Raw genomic sequence first — 25,160 nt, 5'->3', positions numbered from 1 at the left:
AATGGATTTGGCGGGACGACCCATGAAGATCTTAGTGCTTGGTGGTTGTGGATTCATCGGCTCTCACGTGGTCGATGCCCTTCTTCGAGACGGCCATGAAATTCGAATATTCGACCGGAACGAGGAAAGCTTCCGACTGGCCTTGCCATCGGTAGAATACCGGCTCGGCGATTTCACTGACCAGGCTGCCGTGCGCGATGCTGTGGAGGGGATGGAGGCCGTGTTTCACCTCGTCTCCACCACGTTTCCGAGCACCGCGGCTCTCGATCCCAAACGGGACGTACGCGAGAATCTTCTAGGAACGCAACAACTTGTCGAAGCGATGCTGGATGCAAACGTCTCGCGACTTCTGTTCCTTTCCTCTGGCGGTACCGTTTACGGGATCACGGAAACCGTTCCCATAGACGAAACGCACCCACTTCGCCCCATCAACTCCTATGGTATCACTAAAGTCGCAATTGAAAGCTATTTGGAAATGTACCGGCGCACTCGGGGATTGTCGCCCATCATCATACGGGCGTCGAATCCGTTCGGACCTCGACAGGGCCACACCGGTGTTCAGGGCGTAGTCGCCACGTTCCTCAACCAGATCGTCAATGGCGCAGCGGTGGAGGTCTGGGGCGACGGCTCAGTTGTGCGCGACTACGTTTTCGTTCGCGATCTGGCGCGCTTTTGCACCCTTGCTGGCACCTCCAGGAAAGAAGGTGTCTTCAACGCCGGCAGCGGCAGCGGTACGTCACTTGTAGAATTGTTGGCAGCCATGGAGGATGTGACGGGACGCGCCTTCGAACGTCGCTTTAAACCGGCGCCCGCTACCGATGTGCCAGTTTCCGTCCTTGACTGTTCGGCGGCGCTTGAAACCTTCAATTGGTCTGCTGAAACAGACATGCTTACCGGACTGCAAGAGACATGGGACTGGATCATGGGCCTCAATCTAGGTTCCAAAAATTGAGAGAGCACTTCGATACATCCGCGGGTGATTGCAGGATCTCTTGTCTGCGACGGCAGTTTTTTGTTAAGGAACGCACTTATTGTGGTTATTCACACGCCAAGACGGCACACATGAAGGAGAAGCGGAATGCCACCCAAGACTGATTTCTCCAACATCGGGTTTGCCGACTTTCAGCGTATGGCTAGTGACAGTAACCTTTCGCGCTATGAAAAAATTGGATTTCCGGACACCTATCGCGAGGGCCAAGAAGAAGAGATTTTTTTGGATATCTGCGCCAAGCTGACGAATCTTTCGGGAAAAGCCCGGAGGGTCGTTGACATAGGTCCCGGTTGCAGCGATCTGCCTTTCTTGCTTATTGACTTGTGCGCACGTAACCAACACGCCCTTTCGCTGCTGGATGGCAAAGAGATGCTTTCCCAACTACCCGACAGTGAAGATATTCAAAAAATCGATACACTCTTCCCCAATTGCCCAAGCTTTCTTGCGGAGGAAAAAGGGCGAATCGACGCGATCCTGTGTTACAGTGTTCTTCATTATGCATTCGAAGAAGGGTCCGTTTTTAGGTTCCTGGATGAGGCCCTCAGTCTGCTGTCGCCGGGTGGTCAACTGCTGATCGGTGACATTCCCAACATCTCGAAGCGCAAGAGGTTCTTTGCAAGCGACGCCGGTGCAGACTTTCACCGGGCTTTCATGAAAACGGACGATGCACCTGATGTTCGGTTCAACGTGCCAACCCCTGGACAAATTGACGATGCTGCCATCTTTGGCTTGCTCCAGCGGGCAAGGAGCGCTGGTTTTGACGCCTATGTCGTGCCGCAGAGCCCAAAACTCCCTATGGCAAACCGGCGTGAAGACATCTTAATTGTGCGGCCTTAGAAGCGGGAGAGTGCGAGCATGGACAAGACATCGGAAGTGGTTATTTTGGGCGACCATGCCTTCGCAGAAGTCGCCTATGAATGCTTTACACACGATTCGAAATTTGAGGTGAAAGGTTTCGCAGTTGAAGAGGCATACCTTACTTCAGAAACGAAGTTCGGGCTACCCGTGGTTCCTATTGAGAGGATCGAAGATTATTTCGACCCCGAGCGCGTGCATTTCTACGCTGCGCTGGTTTACACGCAGCTCAATCGCCTCCGAACGCGCCTTTACGAGGTCGCAAAGGCAAAGCACTTCAAACCCGCGTCCTATATATCGAGCCGTGCATCGGTTTGGCACAACGTTACTCTCGGTGAACACTGCTTCGTTTTCGAAGACAACACGATCCAGCCATTCGTACAGATCGGCGACAATGTCGTGTTGTGGAGCGGCAACCACATTGGGCATCACAGCAGGATCCGCGACAATTGCTTCGTGTCTTCCCACGTTGTGATCTCTGGATTCTGCGACATCGGTGAAAACTCATTCCTCGGCGTGAACGCTTCGCTTGCTAACAATCTCACGATTGGCGAGGATAATTGGATCGGTCCGGGTGTCACACTTCTTCAGAACACAGAAGCAAACCAGCTTTTCAAGGGTGAACAGCCGGCCCCCTCACGTGTAACGCCTAAGCGTATGTTTAAGGTGCGGTCTTGATTTGGAACAAACGTGGCATCGTCTGGGCACCCACTAAACAGCTTGGTGGCTACACTCACGGGATGGGTCCAACGCCTTTCCGAATAGACGAAGACACACTGCGTGTCTTCGTCACTGTGCTCGATTCCAAAGGCCGCGGGCACATTCAATATGTCGATGTTTTGGCGGAGGACCCTACCCGCGTGGTTGGGCAATCGGACGGCCCGGTCCTCGGTCCCGGTATTCCCGGATCTTTCGACGACAACGGCATCATGGCGCTAAGTCCGGTGCGTGCGCCATGCGGCCGTATCTTTCTCTACTACGCCGGGTTTGAGATCTGCCATCACATCCGCTATCGCATCATGACCGGCCTCGCTATAAGCGAAGACAATGGAAAGACGTTTCAGCGTTATTCGAACACACCCATCCTCGATCGCTCGGATGAGGAGCTGTACTTTCGCGGCGGTCCGTTCGTGCTTCTGAACGATGGAAAATTTCGCATGTGGTATGTCGCGGGAAGCCGTTGGATCGACGTGGCTGGAAAACAGATGCCGGTTTACGACTTGCGCTATGCGGAGTCGGACGACGGCATGACCTGGCCCTCTCGGGGCTGCGTGTCGATGGCACTGACCGACGGCGACGAACACGGGTTCGGCCGTCCTTGGGTGGTTAAGCGCGGGCCAGACGACTATCAGCTCTTCTATTCAATTCGCCGTACTTCGCTTGGAGCCTACCGCCTTGGCTATGCGGAATCCAGCGACGGACTTTCGTGGACGCGCAAAGATACGGAGATGGGTCTTGATGTCACGCCGGGTGGTTTCGACGGAAAAGCAATCATGTATTCGGCTGTGGTCGAAGCGCAGGGCCGGACCTGGTGTTTCTACAACGGCGACGGCTTCGGTGCCGCTGGTTTTGCGGTAGCGGAACTTGCTGAATGACCCTAGTGATTAAACCCTTTTCATTGGATGATAGCCCACTTTGGGACGCATTTTGCCATGTTGCTGTTAACGCGACGCTGCTGCACAGCCGTCGCTTCTTGTCCTACCACGGCGACAGGTTCGAGGATCTTTCGCTCCTCCTTTATGACAAAGACCAGCTTCGCGCGATACTTCCCGCGGCACGCGCACCGAACGATGCGACGCTTGTGGTCAGTCATCCCGGCGCAACTTATGGCGGGTTCGTTCACGCCGGGCAACTTACGGGAGAAAGCGCGATTGACGCTTTTCATGCAGTTGCGGCACACTACCGAAGCGTCGGATGTGACCGGTTGCTCTACAAGCCGGTGCCTCACATTTATGCGCGGTCACCCGCAGCAGACGACCTCTATGCGCTATTCCGCCTTGGGGCGGAACGCCAGCGCTGCGATCTCTCCAGCACTATTGACCTATCGTTTCGTAGACCCGTCTCCAGTCGACGCAAAAGGTCCTTAAAAAAGGCGCGACGCGTCGTGAGTGTCAGTGCAGATATTGCGAAGCTGGACGCGTTATGGGATGTGGTAGAAGACAATCTCGCACGCAAACACAAGACGCGACCGGTGCACTCCCGTACCGAGATCAAGGATCTCGCGGGACGATTCCCGGATGAAATTAAGCTACGCACAGCACACATAGGCGACAAAATCGTCGCAGGAACCCTTTTGTTCGCTTCGCGACAGGTCTGGCACGCGCAGTATATCGCCTCGAGCGAAGACGGATATGCTGTGTCCGCTCTCGATGCAGTATTCGATACCTCAATCAAAGATGCCAAATCGGCTGGCGTGCGATACTTCGATTTCGGTTCAAGCAACGAAGACCATGGTCATGTCCTTAACGCCGGACTTTATCGATTCAAGACAGAATTCGGTGGCGGAGGGGTTGCTCATGAGTTCTACATGGTTCAACTAGACTCCCTATGAAGCCAAACGTCTCTGACCTAAAAATTCTAGAACTGCCTAAGCGTTCCGATGTCCGAGGCAATCTGACCTTTATTGAATCCGAAAGGCATGTGCCTTTCGACATCCGGCGCGTCTTCTATCTCTACGACGTTCCCACTGCTGAAAGTCGTGGTGCACATGCTCATCGCGCACTGCATCAGTTTCTTATTTGCCTCTCGGGAAGTTTTGATGTTGAAGCCGATGATGGTATTGCAAAACGAACCATCCACCTGAATAGGCCTTGGCTAGGCCTACATGTCCCACCGATGATCTGGGCCTCCGAGGTGAATTTCGATGCGGGGTCCGTCTGTCTTGTGCTCACTTCAGACTATTACGACGAGGCTGATTACATCCGGGACTACGACACATTCCTTGCCCTCAAAAGAGCTTTGCAATGAAGGTTCCTTTCCTCGACCTCGGCGAGGCCTATCGCACCTTGCAATCGGACATCAATGAAGCTGTCACTCGTGTTCTGGCATCAGGTTGGTATGTCCTTGGCGAAGAAGTTGATCACTTCGAAACCGCCTTTGCAGCATACTGCGGCTCGGCGCATGCCGTCGGTCTAGCAAGTGGTCTGGACGCCTTACATCTTGGGTTGCGCGCACTGGGTATCGGTGAAGGCGACGAGGTGATCGTGCCTTCAAATGGGTACATCGCGACGTGGCTTGGCGTCAGCATTGCTGGCGCTACACCTGTACCGGTGGAGCCAGAAATGGCGACACACAATATCGACCCAAGCCATATTGAAGCAGTGATCACGCCCCGTACACGCGCTATCGTCGCGTTGCACCTTTACGGCCTACCTGCCGACCTCGGGCAGATAATGGGTATTGCGCGCCGATACAATCTGCGCGTTGTTGAAGATGCCGCACAGGCACACGGTGCGCGATATCGAGGAGAAAAGATCGGACAACACGGCGACGTGGTCGCGTGGAGCTTCTATCCAAGCAAAAATCTTGGCGCTCTGGGCGATGCTGGGGCGGTAACGACAAATGACGCCGATGTTGCTGAACGCATCCGCATTCTACGCAATTACGGGTCGCAAGAGCGATACGTGAATAAGGTCCGCGGCATCAACAGCCGGCTCGACCCGATCCAGGCGGCTGTTCTGAAAGTCAAACTTGATCACCTTGACGCTTGGAATGCGCATCGCGCCAAGATTGCAGCACTCTACCGGGAGCGGCTTGCCAATGCACCTGGTGTGGTCCTGCCGATTGAGCCTGAGGGTTTCCAATCGGCTTGGCACCTTTTTGTAGTGCGGGTCCAGCAGCGACAGCAGCTGCAAGAGGCGTTGAACAAGTCAGGCATCGGCACACAAGTCCATTACCCGATTCCGCCGCATATGCAGGAGGCCTATGCTGATCTGGGGTTTACACCAGACAACTTTCCAGTCGCACGTCGGCTAGCCGACGAAGTGCTAAGCCTTCCTTGTGGCCCGCAGATGCCCCTAGAGGCAGTCGACATGGTTTCCGAACGAGTTCTTAAGGCTATCAAGTCATCATGAGAGGTACGACCCTGCCAGAATTGGCCACGCTGCAAAATCAGATTCGCAACGCGCTCGCCATCAGAGATATTGCTTCTGCGCTCGACAGTGTTCGATGGTTCGTCGATTCAATTCTAACTAATCCACGCGCAATAACCCGTGTATTGGGAAGTGAAGAACTGGATGCGCTCTGCCAGGACATCGCGGAAGAAATCAAATGCAGCGTCCCGCGAGATGCGGCAGATCGTTCGGGCACGGTTATCATCGCCTCCGAGCTTTCTAGGGCCGGCGGCCACGAACAGGTTATGGCGGACATCGTGAATCTAAACCTGTTCGACTCGCCGGTCACAATATTGCTGACGGACTGCTTTGACCGGGCCGATACCGCAATTGCGGAGGAATTCGCGGCATTCAACCAAGTGGAGGTGACTACTGTGCAGGGCGTGGATAGTGCCGCGCGCTTGGATAGTGTTTGTAAATACCTTTGTGACAAGGCCCCGGAAAATCTTCTTCTCTTCTTCCATCATCAGGATACCATCGGGTTTTGCGCCGCATTGGCTGCAGGTATCCCCAATACCATCTTCGTCCACCATGCAGATCATCACCTCAGTCTTGGTGTGACTTGCAAGCAGTTTCGACACGTCGATCTCGCTAATATGGCATTCGAGAATTGTCGCCACAATTTTGGGATCACAGATAATATCTACTGGCCCCTGATCCTGCGCAATGATGTAGGTGTACAAAATAGGGAGTTCAACAAAAACCATTGCTGGAGAAGTTGTTCCGTCGGACGAGCGGACAAATTTGCAACAAATGGCTACGCCTTCGACTATGCATCGCTTCTGCCAAAAATCCTCAAGGCCACGGGCGGAACCCACGTTCATATCGGACCCTTGTCAACCAATCTCAGTAGCTCCATCGAAAAGAGTTTTGTAGACAATGGCGTCCCACTTGATCGGGTAAAGTTTATTTCCTACGCGCCTTCTGTCGCGCAGGCTTTGATCGACGAAAATGTCGACATTTTTCTTGGTTCCTTTCCAACAGGTGGCGGGAAATCAACAATTGAGGCTATGGCCGCAGGCATCCCCCTATTGATGCATCAGAATTATCGCCACCGCATGTTTTGCGGAGCTGACGTGGCCTATCCGGGCGCACTGACTTGGCAAACGGAAGAAGAGCTTTTTGAGGTACTCGCTGGCCTATCTCCAGAAATTCTATCGGATCATGCCAGTCGGTCACGTGCGTGTTTCGAACGAAACCATTCCAGTGATGCACTCGTTTCTGCTATTAAGAGCCAGAATTGTGTGCCGCCGCCCCTAATTGAACACCCTGTAAATCACTTGTTCTTTTTTCTAGACGAGGAGCGTGATAGGCGTGCGTCTGAGGAGAGCAGGCTCATTGCCGAAAACAAGGTGTTGACCCTTGAAGAAGAGATTGCCGAACTTGAGGGCAGACTTGCAGGTCTTGAAGAGAAGCTCACGTCACCCCGTAAACTGTGTCGAGAACTGGCCCGTCAGCTCAATCGGCGGCTGCATGGCAAGAGACCGAGGTGAAGTTTGGTCTGACTAGGGGTGGGGGAGCGACCAAAATTGACCCGGCCCCTTGATCTGGGCCGATTGGATGTAGAATCCGTGCCCGTTTTGCTGTGCTACCCACCCCTCTGCCACCTGGGCATAGAGTTTTCCGCATTGCCGAGATTGCCCATGCACTGAATGCTCGATCATGATCTTCCCGTCTGTTGATTTCCGCTGAGAAGTGACCCGGTATTTTCACCGAGATTTGACCCACCTTTGTTTATGTCTCAGCGTTTATGTTGTGGTCAATGTTGGCGTTTCCTTTCTCGTTTTCCTTGCTTCAGAACTTGCCTTGAAGCGGTAGCTGTCGTTACCGGTTTCGAGGATGTGGCAGCGGTGCGTGAGGCGGTCGAGGAGAGCTGTTGTCATCTTTGCATCCCCGAAGACCTGCGCCCATTCAGAGAAGCTGAGGTTGGTTGTGATGATGACGCTGGTGCGCTCATAGAGCTTGCTGAGCAGGTGGAATAGCAGTGCGCCGCCGGATGAGCTGAATGGCAGGTAGCCGAGCTCGTCGAGAATGACCAAGTCGACCTTGGTCATCATCTCAGCCATCTTCCCGGTTTTGCCTAGCACCTTTTCCTGCTCCAGCGCATTGACCAGTTCCACTGTCGAATAGAAGCGGACTTTACGCCTGTGATGTTCGATGGCCTGAACGCCGATGGCAGTCGCGATGTGGCTCTTGCCAGTACCGGGGCCGCCGATCAGGACAACGTTCTCTGCATTTTCCATGAACTCTCCGCGGTGCAATTGCCGGACAGTGGCCTCGTTGATCTCACTGGATTTGAAGTCGAAGCCTGCGAGGTCTTTGTAAGAGGGAAGCGCGCCACCTTGGTGTGATAGGCGATTGACCGCACCTCCCGCTCAGCGATCTCAGCTTTGAGAAGCTGAGACAGCATCGGTGTTGCGGTCTCGAAGGCGGGCGCGCCCTGAGCGACCAGATCCTCTACTGCATTTGCCATGCCATACAGCTTGAGGCTGCGCAGCATGATCACGACGGAAGCTCCTGCTGGATCATGACGCATGGCGCTTCTCCCGGTTTGTCTCAGATCATCGTAGCGGTCCACGTTTGCCTTCGGGGTCGTTTCCAAAGCCAGCGCATCTGGTGGGTCGATCTCTGGAAGGTCTGTTTGCTTCTTGTCAATCAAGCGGTGCAGCAGGTTCAGGATATGCGTCTTGGTAGGAACCCCGGCTTCCAACGCCAATTCTACGGCGCGTAGAACTGCGTCCTCGTCGTGATGCAAAACCAGTGACAGGATATCGACCATTTCCCTGTCACCACCCTCTTTGCGGAGCATATGATCCTGGAGTCGACGGAAGGCATCTGGCATCTCTGTGAACGGCGCACCGTTACGCAGAGCACCCGGTTTACGTTGGATGACTGCCAAATAGTGACGCCAATCGTAGACCACTCTGCCAGGCTTGCGATGTGACCGCTCTATGATCCGCTCATGTGAACAAACGGTTTGGCCCTCAGCCACGATGACCAGACGTTCGGGGTAGACATGCAGGCTGATACGCTGGTTGGCAAAGCTGGCCGGCACGCTGTACCGGTTGCGTTCGAAGGTCACCAGGCATGTCGGCGATACCCGTTTGCTGTGTTCGACAAATCCATCGAAGGCGGGCGGCAGCGCCATCAACGTGGGCTTCTCAGCTTCCCATGCATCAGCAACAGTACCCGGCAATTCCCGGTGCTTTGTCTCGGCCCATAGGGCGACACAGCGATCCTCAAGCCATTGGTTCAGCTCGCCCAGATCCTTGAAGATGGGCATGACCTGCCACAGCCGGTTGCGCGCATCGCGGACGTTCTTCTCGACCTGACCTTTCTCCCAACCCGCAGCAGGGTTGCAGAACTCTGGTTCAAAAACATAATGGCTGGCCATGGCCTTGAAGCGGGCATTGATGTCACGCTGCTTGCCTCGGCCCACACGGTCCACGGCCGTCTTCATATTATCGTAAATCCCGCGGCCGGGAACGCCACCAAACACGCGGAACGCATGCCAATGGGCGTCAAACAGCATCTCATGCGCTTGCAACGGATAGGCTCGCACGAGGAAAGCCCGGCTGTGTGAGAGTTTGATATGGGCGACCTGAAGCTTGACCCGATCTCCACCGATATTGGCCCAGTCTTCGCTCCAGTCGAACTGGAACGCTTCACCCGGCTGGAATACCAGCGGCACGTAAGTTCCGCGTCCCGTCGTCTGTTCCGCACGGTGCCGATCTGACCGCCACGTCCGCGCGAATGCGGCAACACGGCCATAGGATCCTTCATAACCCAGCTTCACCAGATCAGCATGCATCTGCTTCACCGTGCGCCGCTCCTTGCGGGGCTTGCGTGTCTGGGCGAGCAGCCAGGCAGACAACCGATCCGCATACGGATCCAATTTGCTAGAACGCGGCGGTGTCTTGAACTTCGGTTCTACAGCGCCTTCGCGTAGATACTTTTTGATGGTGTTGCGAGACAGCCCCGTGCGCCGTGAAATCTCGCGAATTGGCATTTTGTCACGCAATGCCCAGCGTCGTATGACACTCAAAAATCCCATGTCGATCACTCCAAATCTCCCCAAACGAAAACGTCGGGGCAATGTGCTCACATGGGTCAATTCTCAGTGAAAATTATCTGGCTTACCGGCTCACTTCTCAGCGGAAATCAACACATCGCTTCCACTCCTTCTCCCAGCCAAGGACTCGTTGCGGAAAACTCAAGTCAAAAATGGCCGGAAAATGGGTTTCAGAGCAAAAGGCCTATCCCAGTTGGTAGGCCACTTTCGGGGGGCTACTCCAAACCCTGACGACGGACATGGCACGAAAACTGAAGGAATGCGGAACGCGAAAATGCCTTAGGCGAGGTCGGGGAATCTACTGATCATCACCCAGCGCATTGGCCAATTTGGATTGCAAACAATAACTTGACGATGCCATTTGGACGACTTAGGTGAGGTAGATCTGGCTTGTTAGGAAAGTCTTTCCAAGGAAAGACGAATTAAAACTAGTTCAATATCATCGAATTTGCGAACTGACGACGTACGGATAAGCATTGGAACCGCGAGTTACAATTATCAGTGTAACCTACAACAGCGTCAGCACTCTTCCTCAGATGCTGGCGTCGGTTCCCGATGGTGTTCCCATAGTGTTAGTCGATAATGGCTCGGACGATTTAGAAGAGCTAGAGCGGCTCGCACAACTCAAGAACGCCAAACTCATTCTAAACGACCAGAACGCGGGGTTTGGGGTAGGGTGTAACCAGGGTGCGGCCGGGGTCGAGACCGAGTTCTTGTTGTTTTTGAACCCAGATGCGCGCTTATTGAAGGGAAGCTTGGAGAAGTTGCTGGCCGGCGCAGACCTGCACAAAACTGCCTCAGCATTCAATCCGGCATTTACCCAAAAGTCTGGCAAAGGGTTGCTGAAACGATCCAGTGTCTTGCTACCACGTAATAAGTGGTTGCGCGGGATTGAAACCGATACTGATTTACAGGTTCCGATATTGTCTGGCGCAGCGTTGCTTGTGCGCCAGTCGGCGTTCGAGAAGGTCGGTGGATTCGATGCAAATATCTTCTTGTACCACGAAGATGACGACATCTGTCTGCGTTTGAATGAACAAGTGGGGCCCTTGATATTCCTTCCCGACGCGGAAGTAACCCATATTGGTGGAGAATCTTCTCCCAAAAACCCAAAGATAGCTGCGATCAAAGCCTGGCACATGGGTCGCTCGCGTGTTTACGCGGCACGCAAACACAAACGCCCGGCTCCTTTTTTGAATGCATTGATAAGTGCTTTACTGCAGGTGGCTTCACCTCTGGTTTTGTTTTCAAAACGAAAACGCGCCAAACAGGTGGCTTTTCTGCGGGCTGTATGGTCAGCGCGGAACTTGTCTTCATCGACTTCGGGCAAATAGCACGAGTAAGATGCACGGCTTTTTTCAAGCTTTCTAACCTCCAACGGGCCTCTGACATTGGGGTATGACTGTTTTGCAGACAACTGGCCTGATTCCACCTAAAATGGTCGACATGTTATTTCACAAAATCCACACATTTATCTTGAATACGAGGTAATGTAAGATTTTTTTGTTGTATTTGGGTGGTTTTGTGGGATTACTGTGGAAACTTGTGGTGGAATTTGAGGACCCCGATGCAGCAAGACTCACTTCAGACAAAAAGTGAGTGCCAAAGGCTTTTGTTTGGGCTTTACCCAGACCGACGCCGACAAGGGGCTTTCTAACTTATCGCCTCCAATACCCGCGCTTCATCGCTAAACAGGATAGAATCGAATGCTGAATCCAAGGACCTCACAGACCGACGAAAGCGCCGACCTGCTGTCTCATGCGGTAAAGATAGCTGACCTGGCCAGCGAAGCAGCGCGGGGGTATTTTCGTGGCGCGCTGGGGGTCGAGTTCAAATCGGATGAAAGCCCGGTGACACAGGCCGACAAGGGTGTTGAATCCCAGGTTCGCGCCTATCTTGAACAGTATTTCCCCGATCACGGCGTCTTTGGAGAAGAACATGGGTTCGAAGGGCAGGAGTGCCGCGAGGTTTGGATCATCGACCCGATCGATGGAACCCGGTCATTCCTGTCAGGTCATCCGCTGTTTGGATTTCTATTGGGGCATCTGGTTGACGGAAAACCGGATATCGGCGTGATCGGCATGCCAGCGATAAATGAAGTGTTTACCGGCGTTTTTGGCCAGGGCGCCACGTTGAATGGCCATGCGATCACGACTTCGGCCCAAACGCGGCTGGATCAGTCCATTCTTTTTGTAAACGAAGGGGACAAGATCTATCGCGATCATCCGGCGTTATTCGACAGGCTGATGCAATCTGGACAGACCAGACGGTTCGCCTATGATTGCTACCCCCATGCCCTGCTGGCGGCGGGTCATGTGGATGCTGTGATCGACTATGATCTACAGCCCTATGATTACCTGCCAGTGCTGGCCGTGGTTGAAGCTGCGGGTGGGGTGATGACAGATTGGCAGGGTCAGCCGCTTGACTTGAATTCTGACGGCCGGGTGATTTCAGCGGCTACACCCGAGCTGCACGGGGAAATGTTGGACTTGGTGAACGGGTAGGATCATGGCGATAGTAAGCTTTCTCATCAGCCTGGCCGGAGCCACGATGCTGCTGCTTTACGCAGTGCGGATGGTCCGCACTGGGATCGAGCGCAGCTATGGGGCTTCGTTCCAGCGCCTCATGACGGGCCAAAGCCATTATGCGCAGGCGTCAATGGTGGGTATTGTGATGGCGGTGGTTCTGCAAAGCTCGGCAGCGGTTGCCCTTTTGACATCGGGTTTTGCTGCCGGAGGTTTCCTGACCTTTCCCACCGGTCTTGCAATCGTGCTGGGCGCTGATCTCGGTTCGGCGCTGATTATTCAGGTGTTGTCATTCCAGCTGGGTTGGCTGATACCTTTGCTTCTGGCAGTTGGCGGGTATCTGTTTGTCAAGACCGAGGCCAAGAGGCCCCGGCAATTGGGGCGCATCCTGATGGGGATTGCGTTCATCTTGATTTCATTGCGCTTTTTGCGCGAAGCCATGGACCCGATCCGGGACAGTGCCTTTCTGCCTGCCGTCGCCGAGTATCTGGCACGCGACTATATTACAGCGTTTCTGGTCGGCGGCGCACTGGCCTTTGTCATGCATTCCTCGGTCGCGGCAATCCTGATGTGTGTGACGCTGGTCCAGATTGGCGCGATTCCGTTTGCCGCCGGGCTGTCGCTGGTATTGGGGGCCAATTTCGGTTCAGCCTTCATACCTGTTTGGCTGAGCCGGGGGATGGAGATGCCTGCCAGGCGCATACCTTTTGCCAACCTGGCCTTGCGCGGCAGCTGGGCGATAGTCACCCTTTTCGCGGCGACTGCGGCACTGCGTGCCGGTGTTCTGGGGGATTTGCAGGGCGGTCAGATGCTGGTCAATGCGCACCTGGCATTCAATGCCTCGTTGCTGGTGCTGGCGCTGCCGTTCTGCGGGCGATTGCGAGTGCCGTTCGAGCAGTTTTTTCCGGACCCGAAATCTGCGAACGCGCTGGCCCAGTCAGGTCGCCCGGCCAGTGCGCTGGACGTACGCACTGCTGGCAGCCCGTCCCAGGCGCTGTCCAGCCTCAAGCGTGAACTGCTGCGAATGAGTGATCTGGTCGAGTCGATGTTCCGCCCGTCGCTGGAATTGTACCGCAGCGGCGACAAGGACCAGATACGCGCCGTAAGGGACATGGACGAAGATGTGAACGACTGCCTGTCGGGTGTTCGAAAATTCGTGGCCGCCATTCCCGAGGAGACATTCGGAAAGCAGAACGCAAAAGTGGCGCGCGACCTGATGGAATACGCAATCCGGCTGGAAACTGCGGGCGACGTTGTTGCCAAGCGGCTGACTGTTCTGGCGGGCGACATGCGGAAGAAAGGTGCTTCATTTTCAAAAGACGGCTGGTCGGAACTGGTTGAGATGCACGAAGGCATCCTCGCCAACCTCAAACTGGCCTCAAACGTTCTGATTTCGGACGATCTGGAAAGCGCCCGTCTGCTGAGCCTTGAGAAAACCGAAATCAAACGGGCCGAGCGTGACAGCCGCAAACGCCACCTCAAACGCTTGCAGCACGGCAGTACGGAAAGCTTTGAGACTAGCGATATCCACTTGGAAACCCTGCGCGCGTTCCGGGAATTCAACAGCCACATCGCTGCGGTGGCCTATCCGATCCTGTATCGAAACGGGCAATTGCTGGAAACACGCCTGATCGAAGAAATGCCGCGCAAAGAGCAGGGCGAGGACACAGAGGTCTAGGCTATCGGTACCGGCAAAGGTCGGTTTCGTAGGGGTGCGGTCTGTTACAGATTGTAACCGCTCAGGCCGGTTTCTGCCGCTTTTGCGCGTGGCCGTGCTGGACGCGGGATTAGAATAAGGTAGCGTGTCGGCACTTGTTTCCGGGGGCTTTCTGTGCTGCGTTTCTTAATCTTCATTCTGTGTCCGGTCGTGCTGGCGGCCTGCGTCGACCGGACCGTATCCGAAACGGTCCCATCTGCATTGAAAATCGGAACTCCCGAAACAGTTTTTGCGGCCACCACACGTGCACGCGAGCCCGATGGCGCGTATGGATTCCGCCGCGCAGAACGCCTGCAATTTCTGGAAACGACCGTGTCGATACCACCGGGCCGTTCACCGGGAAGCCTTAAATTTTCATACGCAAACCCTGACCCGAGAAAGCAGTTCGTACTGGCAGAGGTCGATCAGCTAAGCGGGCCGCAACAGTTGAAGGACAGGCTGAGTGGGGCTGACGAAGTCACGATTTTTGTGCATGGCTATAACTCCACTCAGACAGAGACATTGTTCAGGGCTGCTCAGCTGTCACATGATATCGGTATTCCCGGTCAAATCCTTGTCTATTCATGGCCCAGCCGCGCGACAGGCTATGGTTATGCCTATGATCTGGACAGCATGTTGTTTGCCCGTGATGGGCTGGAGGAAACCATTCGTCTTCTCAAGTCGATGGGGGTCAGGCGGGTGGCCCTTGTGGCGCATTCAATGGGCGGCGCGCTGGCTATGGAGATGATACGGCAAACCGAACTGAAACAGCCGGGCTGGGCAAAGAGAAATCTGGAAGGTGTTATTCTGATCTCTCCCGATCTGGACGTGGATGTTTTTCGGTCGCAGATGAACAGTATCGACAATCCTCCTGATCCTTTTGTCGTGATGGTGTCCAAGAAAGATAAGATCCTGAACATCTCAGGCCGGCTGAGGGGAACCGCCGATGGTGAAAGGCTGGGCAATATCGGATCGGCCGAGAAACTGTCCGAATATCCGATTGAAATCGTGGATACGACTGCCTTCAACAGCGATGCGGAATCTTCCCATTTTGTGGCCGCCACTTCTCCAGCCCTGTTGACTATCCTCCGCTCCGTGCGCCGGGTCAGCGAAACCTTTGGGCGCGATGACCGGCGCGGGATCGACATCCTCGTACCGCCAAGCCAGCGCAATCCTGTTGGCGCAACAGAAATCGTGCTGACTGAAACCGGCCAGGCCCAGGTGAGCAATCCGTGACGCGGGTTTCCCTGCACCGGTTTCTTGTGGACAACGCGACCTGGCTTGCGACCGGCGTTCTGCTGACATTTCTATCCAGTTTTGGGCAAACCTTTTTCATCTCGGTCTTTGCTGGTGAAATCCGCTCTGAATATGGCCTCAGCCACGGCGCATGGGGTGGGCTGTACACGTTAGGCACGACCCTGTCTGCAATCGTGATGATCTGGGCTGGAGGGTTGACGGATATCTTCCGCGTACGGGTATTGGGCCCAGTTGTGTTGGCGGGACTGGCGTTGGCCGCCATTGTTATGGCGCTGAACACCTGGCTGCTGCTGTTACCGCTGGTGATCTTTCTGCTGCGGTTATTTGGGCAGGGGATGAGCACGCATCTCGCCGTGGTCGCAATGGCCCGCTGGTTCACGGTTACGCGGGGCAAAGCACTTTCCATCGCATCCACCGGCTATGCGCTTGGTGAGGCGTTGTTGCCGCTGATTTTTGTTGGCGCCATGGTCTATCTGGATTGGCGCTGGCTGTGGGTTGCCGCGGCGGGCATCACGGCGCTGGGTATTCCGGTTCTGATGCGGCTGCTGCGAGAAGAGAGAACTCCACAAAGCCTCGCCAACGCGTTTTCAGCATCGGGAATGCAGGGAAAACACTGGACCCGGCGGGACGCTCTGTTCCATCCTTTGTTCTGGTTTATGGTGCCATCAGTGCTTGGGCCATCCGCATTCATCACCGCATTTTTCTTCCATCAGGTTTTTCTGGCCGATGTGAAGGGATGGCAGCATATCCAACTGGTGGCTCTATTCCCGATCTTTACCGGAATATCTCTGTTTTCCATGTTTGTCGCAGGCTGGGCGCTGGATAAATGGGGGACCGCCCGGATCATGCCCTACTACCAGCTTCCGATCGCACTTGGGTTCGTCATTCTGGGCACAACCAATTCGATCAGCGGCGCGACCCTGGGGCTGGTCTTCCTGGCTTTGACCGTTGGAGCAAACAGCACATTGCCCAGCGCATTCTGGGCCGAATTCTACGGAACCCGGCATATCGGTGCGATCAAGGCGATGGCCGCGGCTGTCATGGTGCTGGGGTCGGCCATCGGCCCCGGCCTGACCGGCGTTCTGATTGACCTTGGCGTTTCGCTGAACACACAGTTCATCTGGGTTGGGGTGTTCTTCGTGCTGGTTTGCGTTCTGGTCCGAACAGGTATTTCCCACGCCCGTCGGGATTTTTAGCGCATTCGTCTGAGATAGACGTAATAAGCACCCTCGCCGCCATGACTGATATGCGCGGGCGTGATCTGCATCACCGCCTTCGCCAACGGCGGTATGGACAGCCAATGCGGCACTTGATTGCGTAATACGCCACGCGGCGTCGGGATTGGGCCGGGTTCGTTGCGGTCCTTGCCCTTGCCGGTGACCACCAGAACCAGTCGTTTACCTTGTGCCTGCGCGCTCAGGATAAAACGGATCAACGCAGGATGGGCCGTATCAACCCGCATACCGTGAAGATCCAGCTTGCCTTCGGGCTTTAGCTTACCGCGCTTCATCCGGCCAAAAGCCTTGATATCCATCTGAACAGGCGCGGCACGCAGCGCGTCCGTCAACGATGGTTTCAGATCGTTTGGCTTCGAGTTCGGCTGAAGGTTCTGACCAAGCTCAAACACCTCAAACCGGGGTTTTGGTGTTTTTCTGGGCCTGGGTTTCGGCAGGGTGGTCGGATGGACGGTCTGAGGACAGTCCGGATGCAGACGCTCGGCCTGTTTGGTGACCTTGCGCCAAAGCTCGATCTCATCGGTTGTCAGTTTGCGCCGGGTCATCAGAATTCATCCGGCAACAGGGCATAGGCGCGCTGAATAGGCAACAACAGAACCATCCGACCCGGATCTTTCAGCCTGCCCGCAGCCTGTCCGGCTTCTTCACCGGTACCGAAAAAGATGTCCGCCCGTTGCGCACCTTTGATGGCCGCGCCTGTGTCCTGCGCGATCATTAGCCGTCGCAACGGGTTTTCACCGTCCTTTTCCACCCAGACAGGTGCGCCCAATGGTGTATAGGCGGGGTCCGCCGCAATCGAGCGCATTGTCGTGATCGACCGGTTCATCGCCCCCAAAGGTCCAAATTCAGGGGCAACGCGTGAAACTTCGCGAAAAAACACGTATGACGGGTTGTGAAACAGCAACTCGGCACCGGCCTCGGGGTTCTTGCGCACCCAGGCGCGGATCATCTGGGCGCTGACCTCATGCGCACCCAGAACCCCGCGTCGCACCAACTCGACACCGATCGACCGATAGGGGTGACCATTCGCACCACCATATCCAACCCGCAGCGCACCGCCATCCGACAATCGAATACGCCCCGAGCCCTGAATTTGCAGAAAGAACAGCTCAACTGGGTCGTCGACCCAGGCAATCTCTAGCCCGCGGCCCTGCATCACATCGCCGGTCAGGATGTCACGACGGCTCAGCCATGGTCCTTCCGCACGGGCTTCGGGTGGCATCTTGTAGATCGGGTATTTGAAACGGTCTGTCCGGGTGCGCGCGCCGTCAAGCTCGGGTTCAAAATAGCCGGTAAACAGGCCCTCTTTGTCATCCTCGACCAGAACAGGGCGGAAGAATAACTCGAAAAAGGCGCGGGCAGCATCCGGTTCATATGTTCTGGCCACACCACACAAGGCGCGCCAATCCGGGTCATCCAGATCACCGCACGTGTTCAGAAAAACGGAAAGGGCCGCGCCGTGGTCGTCCTCCGCCCAGCCCTGCAGATCGTCAAACGACAGAATGGATCGCGTTGCCTCGGCTCCGGCAGCGCTGGCGGTGGTCATTGCGCCCACCAGTAAAAGCGACCGAAGCGTTGCAATCATGCGTCCGTGGCGACAAGCAGCCAGTTCGGATCGTCCTTGCCCATGACACGGGCAAAGGTCCAGCTGTCTTTCTGGCGCTTCACGGTATTCGGGTTGCCTTCGACGATGTCGCCTCCGCGATCGCGCACGACCGAGGTCAGCTCTCCCACGAACTTCATCGTGATTTCGGCCTGGTTTGAGTCCTTGTCGAATTTCACATCCGTCAGGGTGGTTTCCCGCACGCCGATGAATTCAGCCTCGATGGTCAGGCCCTGATCTTCACGTGCTGCCACGACCGAAACGAAAGTCTCGAACACTTCTTCCGACAGGAAAGGCTGGATTTCATCCAGATTGCCCCTTTCAAACCCCATCACGATCATCTCATACGCACCGCGCGCACCCTGAACGAACTCGCCGACCGAGAAGCCGGGCTCGACACGTTTCATTGCAGCCAGGGTTTGCGCCTGTTCGCTGTCTTCGGCGACATGGTCGGTAATGTCATGATCCGGGCCGCCATCGATCACCTCGAAACCGCGGCGCGATTTATGGGCTTCGGGCTGTTGCTGCACAGGCGGTTTTTCAAAGCCTTCACGCGTGCCCAATACGCTTTTGAGGCGCAGGATCAGGAAAATGGCAATTCCGGCCAGGACCAGGAGCTGGATCATAGGGTTGTCGCTCATTTCATTCTCTTTTCAACGCCGCGACTTTGTATACACGGCCTCATGCCACTATGTAGGTGACAGTGAGTGGCAAGTCCACAGCCCGGCCTAAGGGAAAGGATAACGCAAATGTATCTGTTCTTGGCATTTTTGTTGGTGCCCATAATCGAAATCGCGCTGTTTATTCAGGTTGGTGGTTTGATTGGGTTGTGGCCGACACTTGCCATCGTAGTGCTGACCGCGGTTCTGGGCACGGTTTTGGTGCGGACACAAGGTCGCATGGCGCTTGGACGGCTGCAACGGTCCTTTGCCGAATTGGACGATCCGACCGAACCCCTGGCCCATGGGGCAATGATCCTGTTGTCGGGCGCTTTGTTGCTGACACCGGGTTTTTTCACTGATGCCGTTGGTTTTGCGTTGTTAGTTCCCGGTATCCGCATCGCCGTTTTCCGGTACCTGAAATCCAAAGTTACAGTGACTCAGTTCCAGATGGGGCCGGGCCCCGGATATCAAACCCGGGGGAACCCTTTCGATCAGGGCGATATCATCGATGGGGAATTCACCGAAGTTCGGCCAAAAAAAGACTCGTCGAAGCCTTCGAAATGGGTGGAAGGCCCCCACCAGCATTGAGGTGCCGCGCCCAACTTGCTAAGCAGTGGCGAATTTCATTTTTGGAGTAGATCCATGGCCGAAGAAAACGCTGCAGAAAACACTGCGGCCCAAGCCGCCCCGCAGGTTCAGATGCGTGTTCTGGGGCAGTTCATCCGTGATATGTCCTTTGAAAACGTGATGGCGCAAAAGGGCGTTTCCGGAGACGTACAACCGGAAATCGCCGTTCAGGTGAATCTGGATGCCAAAAAACGCGCGGCGGACCATCAGTTCGAAGTTTCGATCAAGCTGAACCTGACATCCAAAGCCAAAGGCATGGATGACATCTTGTTCCTGTGTGAACTTGACTATTGCGGAATGTTCCACGTGGAAGGTGTGCCGGAAGATCAGCTGCACCCGTTCCTGATGATCGAATGCCCGCGCATGTTGTTCCCGTTCCTGCGCCGCATTGTCAGCGATATCACACGCGATGGCGGCTTCCCGCCGGTCAACCTGGACAATATCGATTTCGTTGCGCTCTATCGCAATGAGTTGATGCGCCGTCAGGCCGAACAGGCCCAAAAAGCAGACGCGTAAGGTTTTGACCCGCGCCTGTCCGGATCAGGCGCGGGTCCACAAGGCGTTCTCGCCCAGTTTTTCCACGAAAGCTTCATGTGCTGCGCGTTCATCCTCGGTGATCCGGGATGGCAATGGTGTGCTGCGCGGTGTAGCTCGCCAATCATCGCTGCCGCCGTCCGCAGAAGATGTGGATGTCGACAGACCAAAATCCGGCTGCCGCCCACCGATCAATTCCAGGTAAACCTCGGCCAGAATTTCCGAGTCGAGCAACGCGCCGTGCAACACACGGTTCGAGTTGTCGATATTGAAGCGACGGCACAGCGCATCCAGTGACGCTGGCGAACCGGGGAACCGTTTACGGGCAATTGCCAGTGTATCCAACGCCTGCTCCATGGGGATAAGCGGGGCACCCATCCATTTCAACTCGGCATTCAGGAACTTCATGTCGAATGAGGCGTTGTGGATCACCAACCGCGCATCGCCAACAAATTCGCGAAATCCATGGCCAACCTTTGCAAAGACCGGCTTGTCTTTCAGAGTCACTTCGCCCTTTTCAGGCGGGCGCGGGGTGTCCAGCAGATCGGGACCAATACCATGCACGCCAAACGCTTCTTCCGGCATCGAGCGTTCGGGGTTGATATAGACGTGATAGGTTTCACCGGTGGCAACGTGGTTCCACAGCTCAACGGCGCCGATTTCCACGATCCGATCCCCGCTTTCGGGGTCAAACCCGGTGGTTTCGGTATCCAGTACAATCTCACGCATGTGCCATCCCCGCCCGTATCTGCCTGACCACATCCTGCACCTGCGCGCGGGCGTGGTCCAGAGTATCGGTCACGATCACAAAATCCGACCGTGCGCATTTTTCATCGTTCGGCATCTGTTTGGCGCGGATTTGCTCGAACTGCGCCTCGGTCATCGTGCCCCGTTCCATAACGCGCCGCTTTTGGTCTTCGGCCGGGACCGAAACGCAGGCCACCGCATCCATTGCTGCATCACCGCCCGTTTCAAACAAAAGCGGGATATCGAACACCAGGATGTCGCTTGTAGCGCTTTCGCGAAATTCTGCGCGGTCAGCAGCGACCAGTGGATGCACAATCGCCTCAATCGTTTTCAACGTGGTCGGGTCATCCGCGATAATCCGTTTCAACGCGTCTCGGCTGACCACCCCATCAAGTATCGCATCGGGAAAGGCTGCCCGCATTGGCTCAACCGCTGCTCCACCAATGGCATACAGCCGATGCACTGCCGCATCCGCATCCCACAATGCGCACCCTTCTTCAACGAACATCTGCGCTGTGGTGCTTTTCCCCATACCGATTGAGCCTGTCAGGCCAAGCGCAAAACTCATGCCAGGGCCGCCACGCGCGTATCCGCGTCTACTTCGGGGCGGACCCCAAACCAGCGTTCAAACCCGGGAACGGCCTGATGCAGCAACATCCCGAGACCATCGACCGAGGTGCATCCGGCCTCCTCAGCAGTTTGCAGCAGGCGGGTTTTCAACGGGGCATAGACCAGGTCCGTTACCACGGCACCGGGCTGCAACCCATCCAACGGCACGCGCAGCTCTGGCTGGCCCTGCATCCCCAGTGAGGTCGTATTGACCACCAGTTCGGCGTTTTCGATGACATTCCCCGCCTGAACCCAATCGACCACGCGAATGCGTTGGCCGAATTCTTCCTTCAGATGATCCGCGCGGGCGCGCGTCCGGTTGGTCAACAGGATTTCCGGCACTCCGGCATCAGACAAGGCCTGCAAAACGGCACGGGCAGCACCCCCGGCACCAAACACAACCGCCGGGCCATCTTTCGCATTCCAGTCAGGTGCGCCACTGCGCAGGTTTTCCATAAACCCGTACCCGTCAGTGTTATCTGCATGTATCGAACCATCATTTCTAAACACCAGCGTATTTGCAGCACCGATCACGGTTGCACGGTCAGAAACGTGATCTGCGATCTTCAACGCCGCTTCTTTGTGCGGAACGGTCACGTTGGCCCCGACAAAGCCCGCTTTGGGCAGGGTTCGCAGCACAGTCTCCAGATCAGCAGAGGCGACGTCCATCGGGATATAATGCCCGGCAAGCCCATAGGTCTTTAACCAATGCCCGTGCAGCTTGGGAGAGCGCGAATGCCCGATGGGATGCCCAATCACTCCGGCCAAAGGAACCCGATTGTCCGTCATTGCTCGATCATCCCTTTGACAGCCAGAAAATTGAGAAGCTCTAACAGGGGCATACCCAAAACGTTAAAATAGTCGCCGTCAATGGTGGCGAACAGGCGAACGCCTTCTTCTTCCAGCTTGTAGGCTCCGACGGCATGGCGAATGCTGTCCCAGTTCCGCGCAACATAGTTTTTCAGATAGGCGTCAGAACTGGCCCGCATCCGCAAACGCACTTGCCCTACATGCCTCCAGATCGGCTCACCGTCCTGATAGATCACAGCTGCGGACAAAAGCATGTGCCGCTTGCCGCGCATGGCTTTCAGTTGGTCCAGCGCCTGTTCCGGGGTTTCGGGCTTTGACAGCAGCAGCCCTTCGAAATCCAGCACCTGATCACACCCGATCACCATGGCGCCGGGGTTCTTGTCGCTGACCTTACGCGCTTTGATCTCAGCCAGCGTGTCGGCAATATCGCGTGGCGAAGCATTTTCCGCCAGCAACGCCCTTTTGACCGCCTCTTCATCCACGCGCGCCGTTTGCACCGCAAACAGCACACCTGCGTTCCTTAGCAACTGCGCGCGAATAACGGATCCCGAAGCCAGAAGAATGGGGACAGGCATGTGGAAAACCCCGTGTGCATATCGATAAGAGTTCTGGGGTGTTTTGTATGGTTTTCCGGTTGACACGCAACCCCGGGAATTTTGTGGCAAAGATCCCCGAGTCGCTCAAATCTCATCCTGTCGGGACAAGGATAACTCCAATTCTTGGGATAACAGATCTATCCAGCGATACCCATCGGGTTATCCACAGGTCAAGTATGGTAGAACCATTGTAAATATTTGATTTTTATATTAATTTCCCACTATCAACAGAATCACTGGCGATCTCAGATATTCTGTCCCCCTGGGGAAAACGCTAGGGTAAAAAAGTAATCCACGGATTTCTGGCACCCTACAAAACCATCATCCTTTTTCTTTTCTTATTTTTTTATTAGGGAGGGTTCCGAACAACGTTCGGAGCCGGCATGACAGACCTTCTTTTCACGATTTACCCGTGGGTGAAGTCATTACATATCATGGCCGTGATCTCATGGATGGCGGGCTTGTTCTATTTGCCCAGACTGTTTGTTTATCACGTCGAAAAAGCGCAGGCTGTAGAGGGCGCGCAAGACATCTTCTTTGAAATGGAAGACAAGTTGCTGCGGGTGATCATGCGCCCCGCGATGGTTGTAACCTGGGTATGTGGGCTGATCATGGTGTTCACGCCGGGGATCGTCGGATGGGATTTTGCATGGCCCTGGGTAAAAGGCGCGGGCGTGATCGCGATGACCTGGTTCCACCATTGGCTTATGGCCCGAAGGAAGGATTTCGTGGCAGGCCGGAATAAGCTCACTGGGCGGCAGTATCGCATGATGAACGAGGTTCCGACCATTCTGATGGTAGCTATCGTTCTGGCGGTCATTCTGAAGTTCTGAACGCCTGTTTGACTCCGAACGGCGCTGCGCTTATGTAGATCACAACACGCCCGTCCGGGCGGCGTATTTTCCGTACTGAAATTCCACTTCAAGCCGCGTTCTCAGCGGTGAAGGTATGTATCATGTCCAATGAATCCCTGAATCTGGCCGACCTGAAAGCCAAAAGCCCCAAAGACCTTCTGGCAATGGCCGAAGAGCTGGAGATCGAAAACGCCTCGACCATGCGTAAGGGCGAGATGATGTTCCAGATTCTGCGCGAACGTGCCGATGATGGCTGGACCGTCGGCGGTGATGGCGTACTGGAAGTGCTACAGGACGGGTTCGGCTTTCTGCGCTCGCCCGAGGCGAACTATCTGCCGGGTCCTGACGATATCTATGTCTCGCCTGATATGATCCGTCTGCATTCATTGCGGACCGGGGACACGGTCGAGGGTGAGATCAAGGCGCCGGACGAGAATGAGCGTTATTTCGCGCTGACCAAAGTCACCATGATCAACTTTGAAGATCCCGAAAAGGCCAAGCACAAGATCCTGTTCGATAACCTGACGCCTCTGTACCCGGATGAGCGTCTGAAGATGGAAATCGAAGATCCCACCATCAAGGACAAGTCGGCGCGCGTGATCGATCTGGTTGCGCCGATCGGTAAAGGTCAGCGTTCACTGATCGTGGCACCGCCGCGGACCGGTAAAACCGTGATCCTGCAGAACATCGCGCATTCGATCGAACAGAACCATCCGGAGTGTTACCTGATCGTCCTGCTGATCGACGAACGCCCGGAAGAAGTGACCGACATGCAGCGCTCGGTTAAGGGTGAGGTTGTGTCGTCAACCTTCGATGAGCCCGCGACGCGCCACGTGGCCGTGTCGGAGATGGTCATCGAAAAAGCCAAGCGTTTGGTCGAACATAAACGAGATGTTGTTATTCTTCTCGACTCAATCACAAGACTTGGTAGGGCCTTTAACACAGTGGTCCCGTCCTCGGGTAAAGTTCTGACCGGTGGTGTGGACGCAAACGCCCTGCAACGGCCCAAGCGATTCTTCGGTGCGGCGCGGAACATTGAAGAAGGTGGTTCGCTGACCATCATCGCCACCGCACTGATCGATACCGGCAGCCGGATGGACGAGGTGATCTTTGAAGAATTCAAAGGTACTGGTAACTCGGAAATCGTTTTGGACCGCAAGATTGCAGACAAACGCGTGTTCCCGGCGATCGACATCCTCAAATCCGGTACACGGAAAGAGGACCTGCTGGTCGACAAGGGCGATCTGGCCAAAACCTTTGTTCTGCGCCGTATCCTCAATCCTATGGGCACCACCGACGCAATCGAGTTCCTGTTGTCGAAGTTGAAACAGACGAAGACAAACGGCGAGTTCTTCGATTCAATGAACACCTGACA

Annotated in this window: 24 protein-coding genes and 2 pseudogenes; 17 read left to right on the top strand and 9 right to left on the bottom strand. The window is 55.3% G+C overall.

Features of this window, described 5'->3' with window-relative positions; genetic code table 11:
- Positions 1–22: 22 nt before the first annotated feature.
- The 8 genes from ACR3FC_RS09155 to ACR3FC_RS09120 all read left to right on the top strand — a co-directional run bounded on the left by ACR3FC_RS09155 (position 23) and on the right by ACR3FC_RS09120 (position 7,451).
- Entirely contained in the window at positions 23–952 is a 930-nt protein-coding gene (locus ACR3FC_RS09155) for an NAD-dependent epimerase/dehydratase family protein (protein ID WP_480474414.1), read from the top strand.
- A 126-nt stretch (positions 953–1,078) separates the two neighbouring features.
- Entirely contained in the window at positions 1,079–1,828 is a 750-nt protein-coding gene (locus tag ACR3FC_RS09150) for a hypothetical protein (RefSeq protein WP_480474413.1), read from the top strand.
- A gap of 18 nt (positions 1,829–1,846) precedes the next feature.
- A complete protein-coding gene (locus tag ACR3FC_RS09145) occupies positions 1,847–2,524 on the top strand; it encodes an acetyltransferase (RefSeq protein WP_480474412.1) in 678 nt (225 codons plus the stop codon).
- Positions 2,521–3,441 (top strand): glycoside hydrolase family protein, encoded by a 921-nt coding sequence (locus ACR3FC_RS09140; protein ID WP_480474411.1) that lies wholly within the window; start codon positions 2,521–2,523, stop codon positions 3,439–3,441. Before ACR3FC_RS09145 ends, ACR3FC_RS09140 begins: the two co-directional genes overlap by 4 nt.
- On the top strand, positions 3,438–4,397 hold the full coding sequence (locus ACR3FC_RS09135; protein ID WP_480474410.1) for a GNAT family N-acetyltransferase: 960 nt from the start codon (positions 3,438–3,440) through the stop codon (positions 4,395–4,397). Before ACR3FC_RS09140 ends, ACR3FC_RS09135 begins: the two co-directional genes overlap by 4 nt.
- The gene (locus ACR3FC_RS09130; protein ID WP_209508306.1) at positions 4,394–4,813 is read left to right on the top strand and encodes a sugar 3,4-ketoisomerase; all 420 of its coding nucleotides are present in this window, start codon (positions 4,394–4,396) and stop codon (positions 4,811–4,813) included. Before ACR3FC_RS09135 ends, ACR3FC_RS09130 begins: the two co-directional genes overlap by 4 nt.
- Positions 4,810–5,919 carry a DegT/DnrJ/EryC1/StrS family aminotransferase gene (locus ACR3FC_RS09125; protein ID WP_480474409.1) on the top strand — a complete coding sequence of 370 codons (1,110 nt, stop codon included), beginning with the start codon at positions 4,810–4,812 and terminating at the stop codon, positions 5,917–5,919. The genes ACR3FC_RS09130 and ACR3FC_RS09125 overlap by 4 nt, the downstream gene beginning before the upstream one ends.
- Positions 5,916–7,451 carry a hypothetical protein gene (locus tag ACR3FC_RS09120; protein ID WP_480474408.1) on the top strand — a complete coding sequence of 512 codons (1,536 nt, stop codon included), beginning with the start codon at positions 5,916–5,918 and terminating at the stop codon, positions 7,449–7,451. Before ACR3FC_RS09125 ends, ACR3FC_RS09120 begins: the two co-directional genes overlap by 4 nt.
- 255 nt (positions 7,452–7,706) lie before the next feature.
- On the opposite strand, the pseudogene istB reads toward ACR3FC_RS09120, so the two are convergent.
- Both istB and istA read right to left on the bottom strand, forming a co-directional pair.
- A pseudogene (gene istB / locus ACR3FC_RS09115) lies at positions 7,707–8,494 on the bottom strand (IS21-like element helper ATPase IstB).
- Positions 8,492–10,012: pseudogene (istA, locus tag ACR3FC_RS09110) on the bottom strand (IS21 family transposase); the annotation flags it as partial. The pseudogenes istB and istA, both read right to left, overlap by 3 nt.
- Before the next feature lie 494 nt (positions 10,013–10,506).
- Between istA and ACR3FC_RS09105 the strand changes: the two are divergent.
- The 5 genes from ACR3FC_RS09105 to ACR3FC_RS09085 all read left to right on the top strand — a co-directional run bounded on the left by ACR3FC_RS09105 (position 10,507) and on the right by ACR3FC_RS09085 (position 16,704).
- Entirely contained in the window at positions 10,507–11,364 is an 858-nt protein-coding gene (locus ACR3FC_RS09105) for a glycosyltransferase family 2 protein (RefSeq protein ID WP_480474407.1), read from the top strand.
- A gap of 372 nt (positions 11,365–11,736) precedes the next feature.
- Complete coding sequence (locus ACR3FC_RS09100) at positions 11,737–12,534, top strand: inositol monophosphatase family protein (protein WP_480474406.1); 798 nt, start codon at positions 11,737–11,739, stop codon at positions 12,532–12,534.
- Between the two features lie 4 nt (positions 12,535–12,538).
- A complete protein-coding gene (locus ACR3FC_RS09095) occupies positions 12,539–14,233 on the top strand; it encodes a Na/Pi cotransporter family protein (RefSeq protein WP_480474405.1) in 1,695 nt (564 codons plus the stop codon).
- 153 nt (positions 14,234–14,386) lie between these two features.
- Positions 14,387–15,487 (top strand): alpha/beta hydrolase, encoded by a 1,101-nt coding sequence (locus tag ACR3FC_RS09090; protein WP_480474404.1) that lies wholly within the window; start codon positions 14,387–14,389, stop codon positions 15,485–15,487.
- Positions 15,484–16,704, top strand: a complete 1,221-nt coding sequence (locus ACR3FC_RS09085) for an MFS transporter (protein ID WP_480474403.1) — start codon at positions 15,484–15,486, stop codon at positions 16,702–16,704. The genes ACR3FC_RS09090 and ACR3FC_RS09085 overlap by 4 nt, the downstream gene beginning before the upstream one ends.
- Here ACR3FC_RS09085 and ACR3FC_RS09080 read toward each other — a convergent pair.
- The 3 genes from ACR3FC_RS09080 to ACR3FC_RS09070 are packed head-to-tail and all read right to left on the bottom strand — an operon-like array spanning position 16,701 to position 18,987.
- The gene (locus tag ACR3FC_RS09080; RefSeq protein ID WP_480474402.1) at positions 16,701–17,288 is read right to left on the bottom strand and encodes a Smr/MutS family protein; all 588 of its coding nucleotides are present in this window, start codon (positions 17,286–17,288) and stop codon (positions 16,701–16,703) included. The genes ACR3FC_RS09085 and ACR3FC_RS09080 overlap by 4 nt on opposite strands.
- Positions 17,288–18,328 (bottom strand): murein transglycosylase A, encoded by a 1,041-nt coding sequence (gene mltA, locus ACR3FC_RS09075; protein WP_480474401.1) that lies wholly within the window; start codon positions 18,326–18,328, stop codon positions 17,288–17,290. The genes ACR3FC_RS09080 and mltA overlap by 1 nt, the downstream gene beginning before the upstream one ends.
- Entirely contained in the window at positions 18,325–18,987 is a 663-nt protein-coding gene (locus ACR3FC_RS09070) for a Tim44/TimA family putative adaptor protein (protein ID WP_480474400.1), read from the bottom strand. The genes mltA and ACR3FC_RS09070 overlap by 4 nt, the downstream gene beginning before the upstream one ends.
- A gap of 108 nt (positions 18,988–19,095) precedes the next feature.
- Here ACR3FC_RS09070 and ACR3FC_RS09065 point away from each other — a divergent pair, with 108 nt between their 5' ends.
- On the top strand, positions 19,096–19,596 hold the full coding sequence (locus ACR3FC_RS09065) for an FxsA family protein (protein WP_480474399.1): 501 nt from the start codon (positions 19,096–19,098) through the stop codon (positions 19,594–19,596).
- Between the two features lie 54 nt (positions 19,597–19,650).
- A complete protein-coding gene (gene secB / locus ACR3FC_RS09060) occupies positions 19,651–20,151 on the top strand; it encodes a protein-export chaperone SecB (RefSeq protein ID WP_209506872.1) in 501 nt (166 codons plus the stop codon).
- A 24-nt stretch (positions 20,152–20,175) separates the two neighbouring features.
- On the opposite strand, the gene dnaQ is transcribed toward secB, so the two are convergent.
- Genes dnaQ through ACR3FC_RS09040 form a run of 4 tightly spaced genes read right to left on the bottom strand, consistent with a single transcriptional unit; the run spans position 20,176 to position 22,910 of the window.
- Positions 20,176–20,898, bottom strand: a complete 723-nt coding sequence (dnaQ, locus tag ACR3FC_RS09055; protein ID WP_480474398.1) for a DNA polymerase III subunit epsilon — start codon at positions 20,896–20,898, stop codon at positions 20,176–20,178.
- On the bottom strand, positions 20,891–21,484 hold the full coding sequence (gene coaE / locus ACR3FC_RS09050; protein ID WP_480474397.1) for a dephospho-CoA kinase: 594 nt from the start codon (positions 21,482–21,484) through the stop codon (positions 20,891–20,893). The genes dnaQ and coaE overlap by 8 nt, the downstream gene beginning before the upstream one ends.
- Entirely contained in the window at positions 21,481–22,314 is an 834-nt protein-coding gene (locus ACR3FC_RS09045; protein WP_480474396.1) for a shikimate dehydrogenase, read from the bottom strand. The genes coaE and ACR3FC_RS09045 overlap by 4 nt, the downstream gene beginning before the upstream one ends.
- On the bottom strand, positions 22,311–22,910 hold the full coding sequence (locus tag ACR3FC_RS09040; RefSeq protein ID WP_480474395.1) for a Maf family protein: 600 nt from the start codon (positions 22,908–22,910) through the stop codon (positions 22,311–22,313). Before ACR3FC_RS09040 ends, ACR3FC_RS09045 begins: the two co-directional genes overlap by 4 nt.
- Positions 22,911–23,314: 404 nt before the next feature.
- Between ACR3FC_RS09040 and ACR3FC_RS09035 the strand changes: the two genes are divergently transcribed.
- Together ACR3FC_RS09035 and rho are read left to right on the top strand one after the other, a co-directional pair.
- Positions 23,315–23,764, top strand: coding sequence for a CopD family protein (locus ACR3FC_RS09035; RefSeq protein ID WP_480474394.1), 450 nt, complete (start codon positions 23,315–23,317; stop codon positions 23,762–23,764).
- Between the two features lie 122 nt (positions 23,765–23,886).
- A complete protein-coding gene (gene rho, locus ACR3FC_RS09030; RefSeq protein WP_267364726.1) occupies positions 23,887–25,158 on the top strand; it encodes a transcription termination factor Rho in 1,272 nt (423 codons plus the stop codon).
- Positions 25,159–25,160 lie beyond the last annotated feature (2 nt).

The sequence above is a fragment of the Ruegeria sp. AF3 genome, assembly GCF_056536285.1.
The sequence above is the reverse complement of the archived record's forward strand: the minus strand, read 5'-3'. Positions and strand labels throughout refer to the sequence as shown.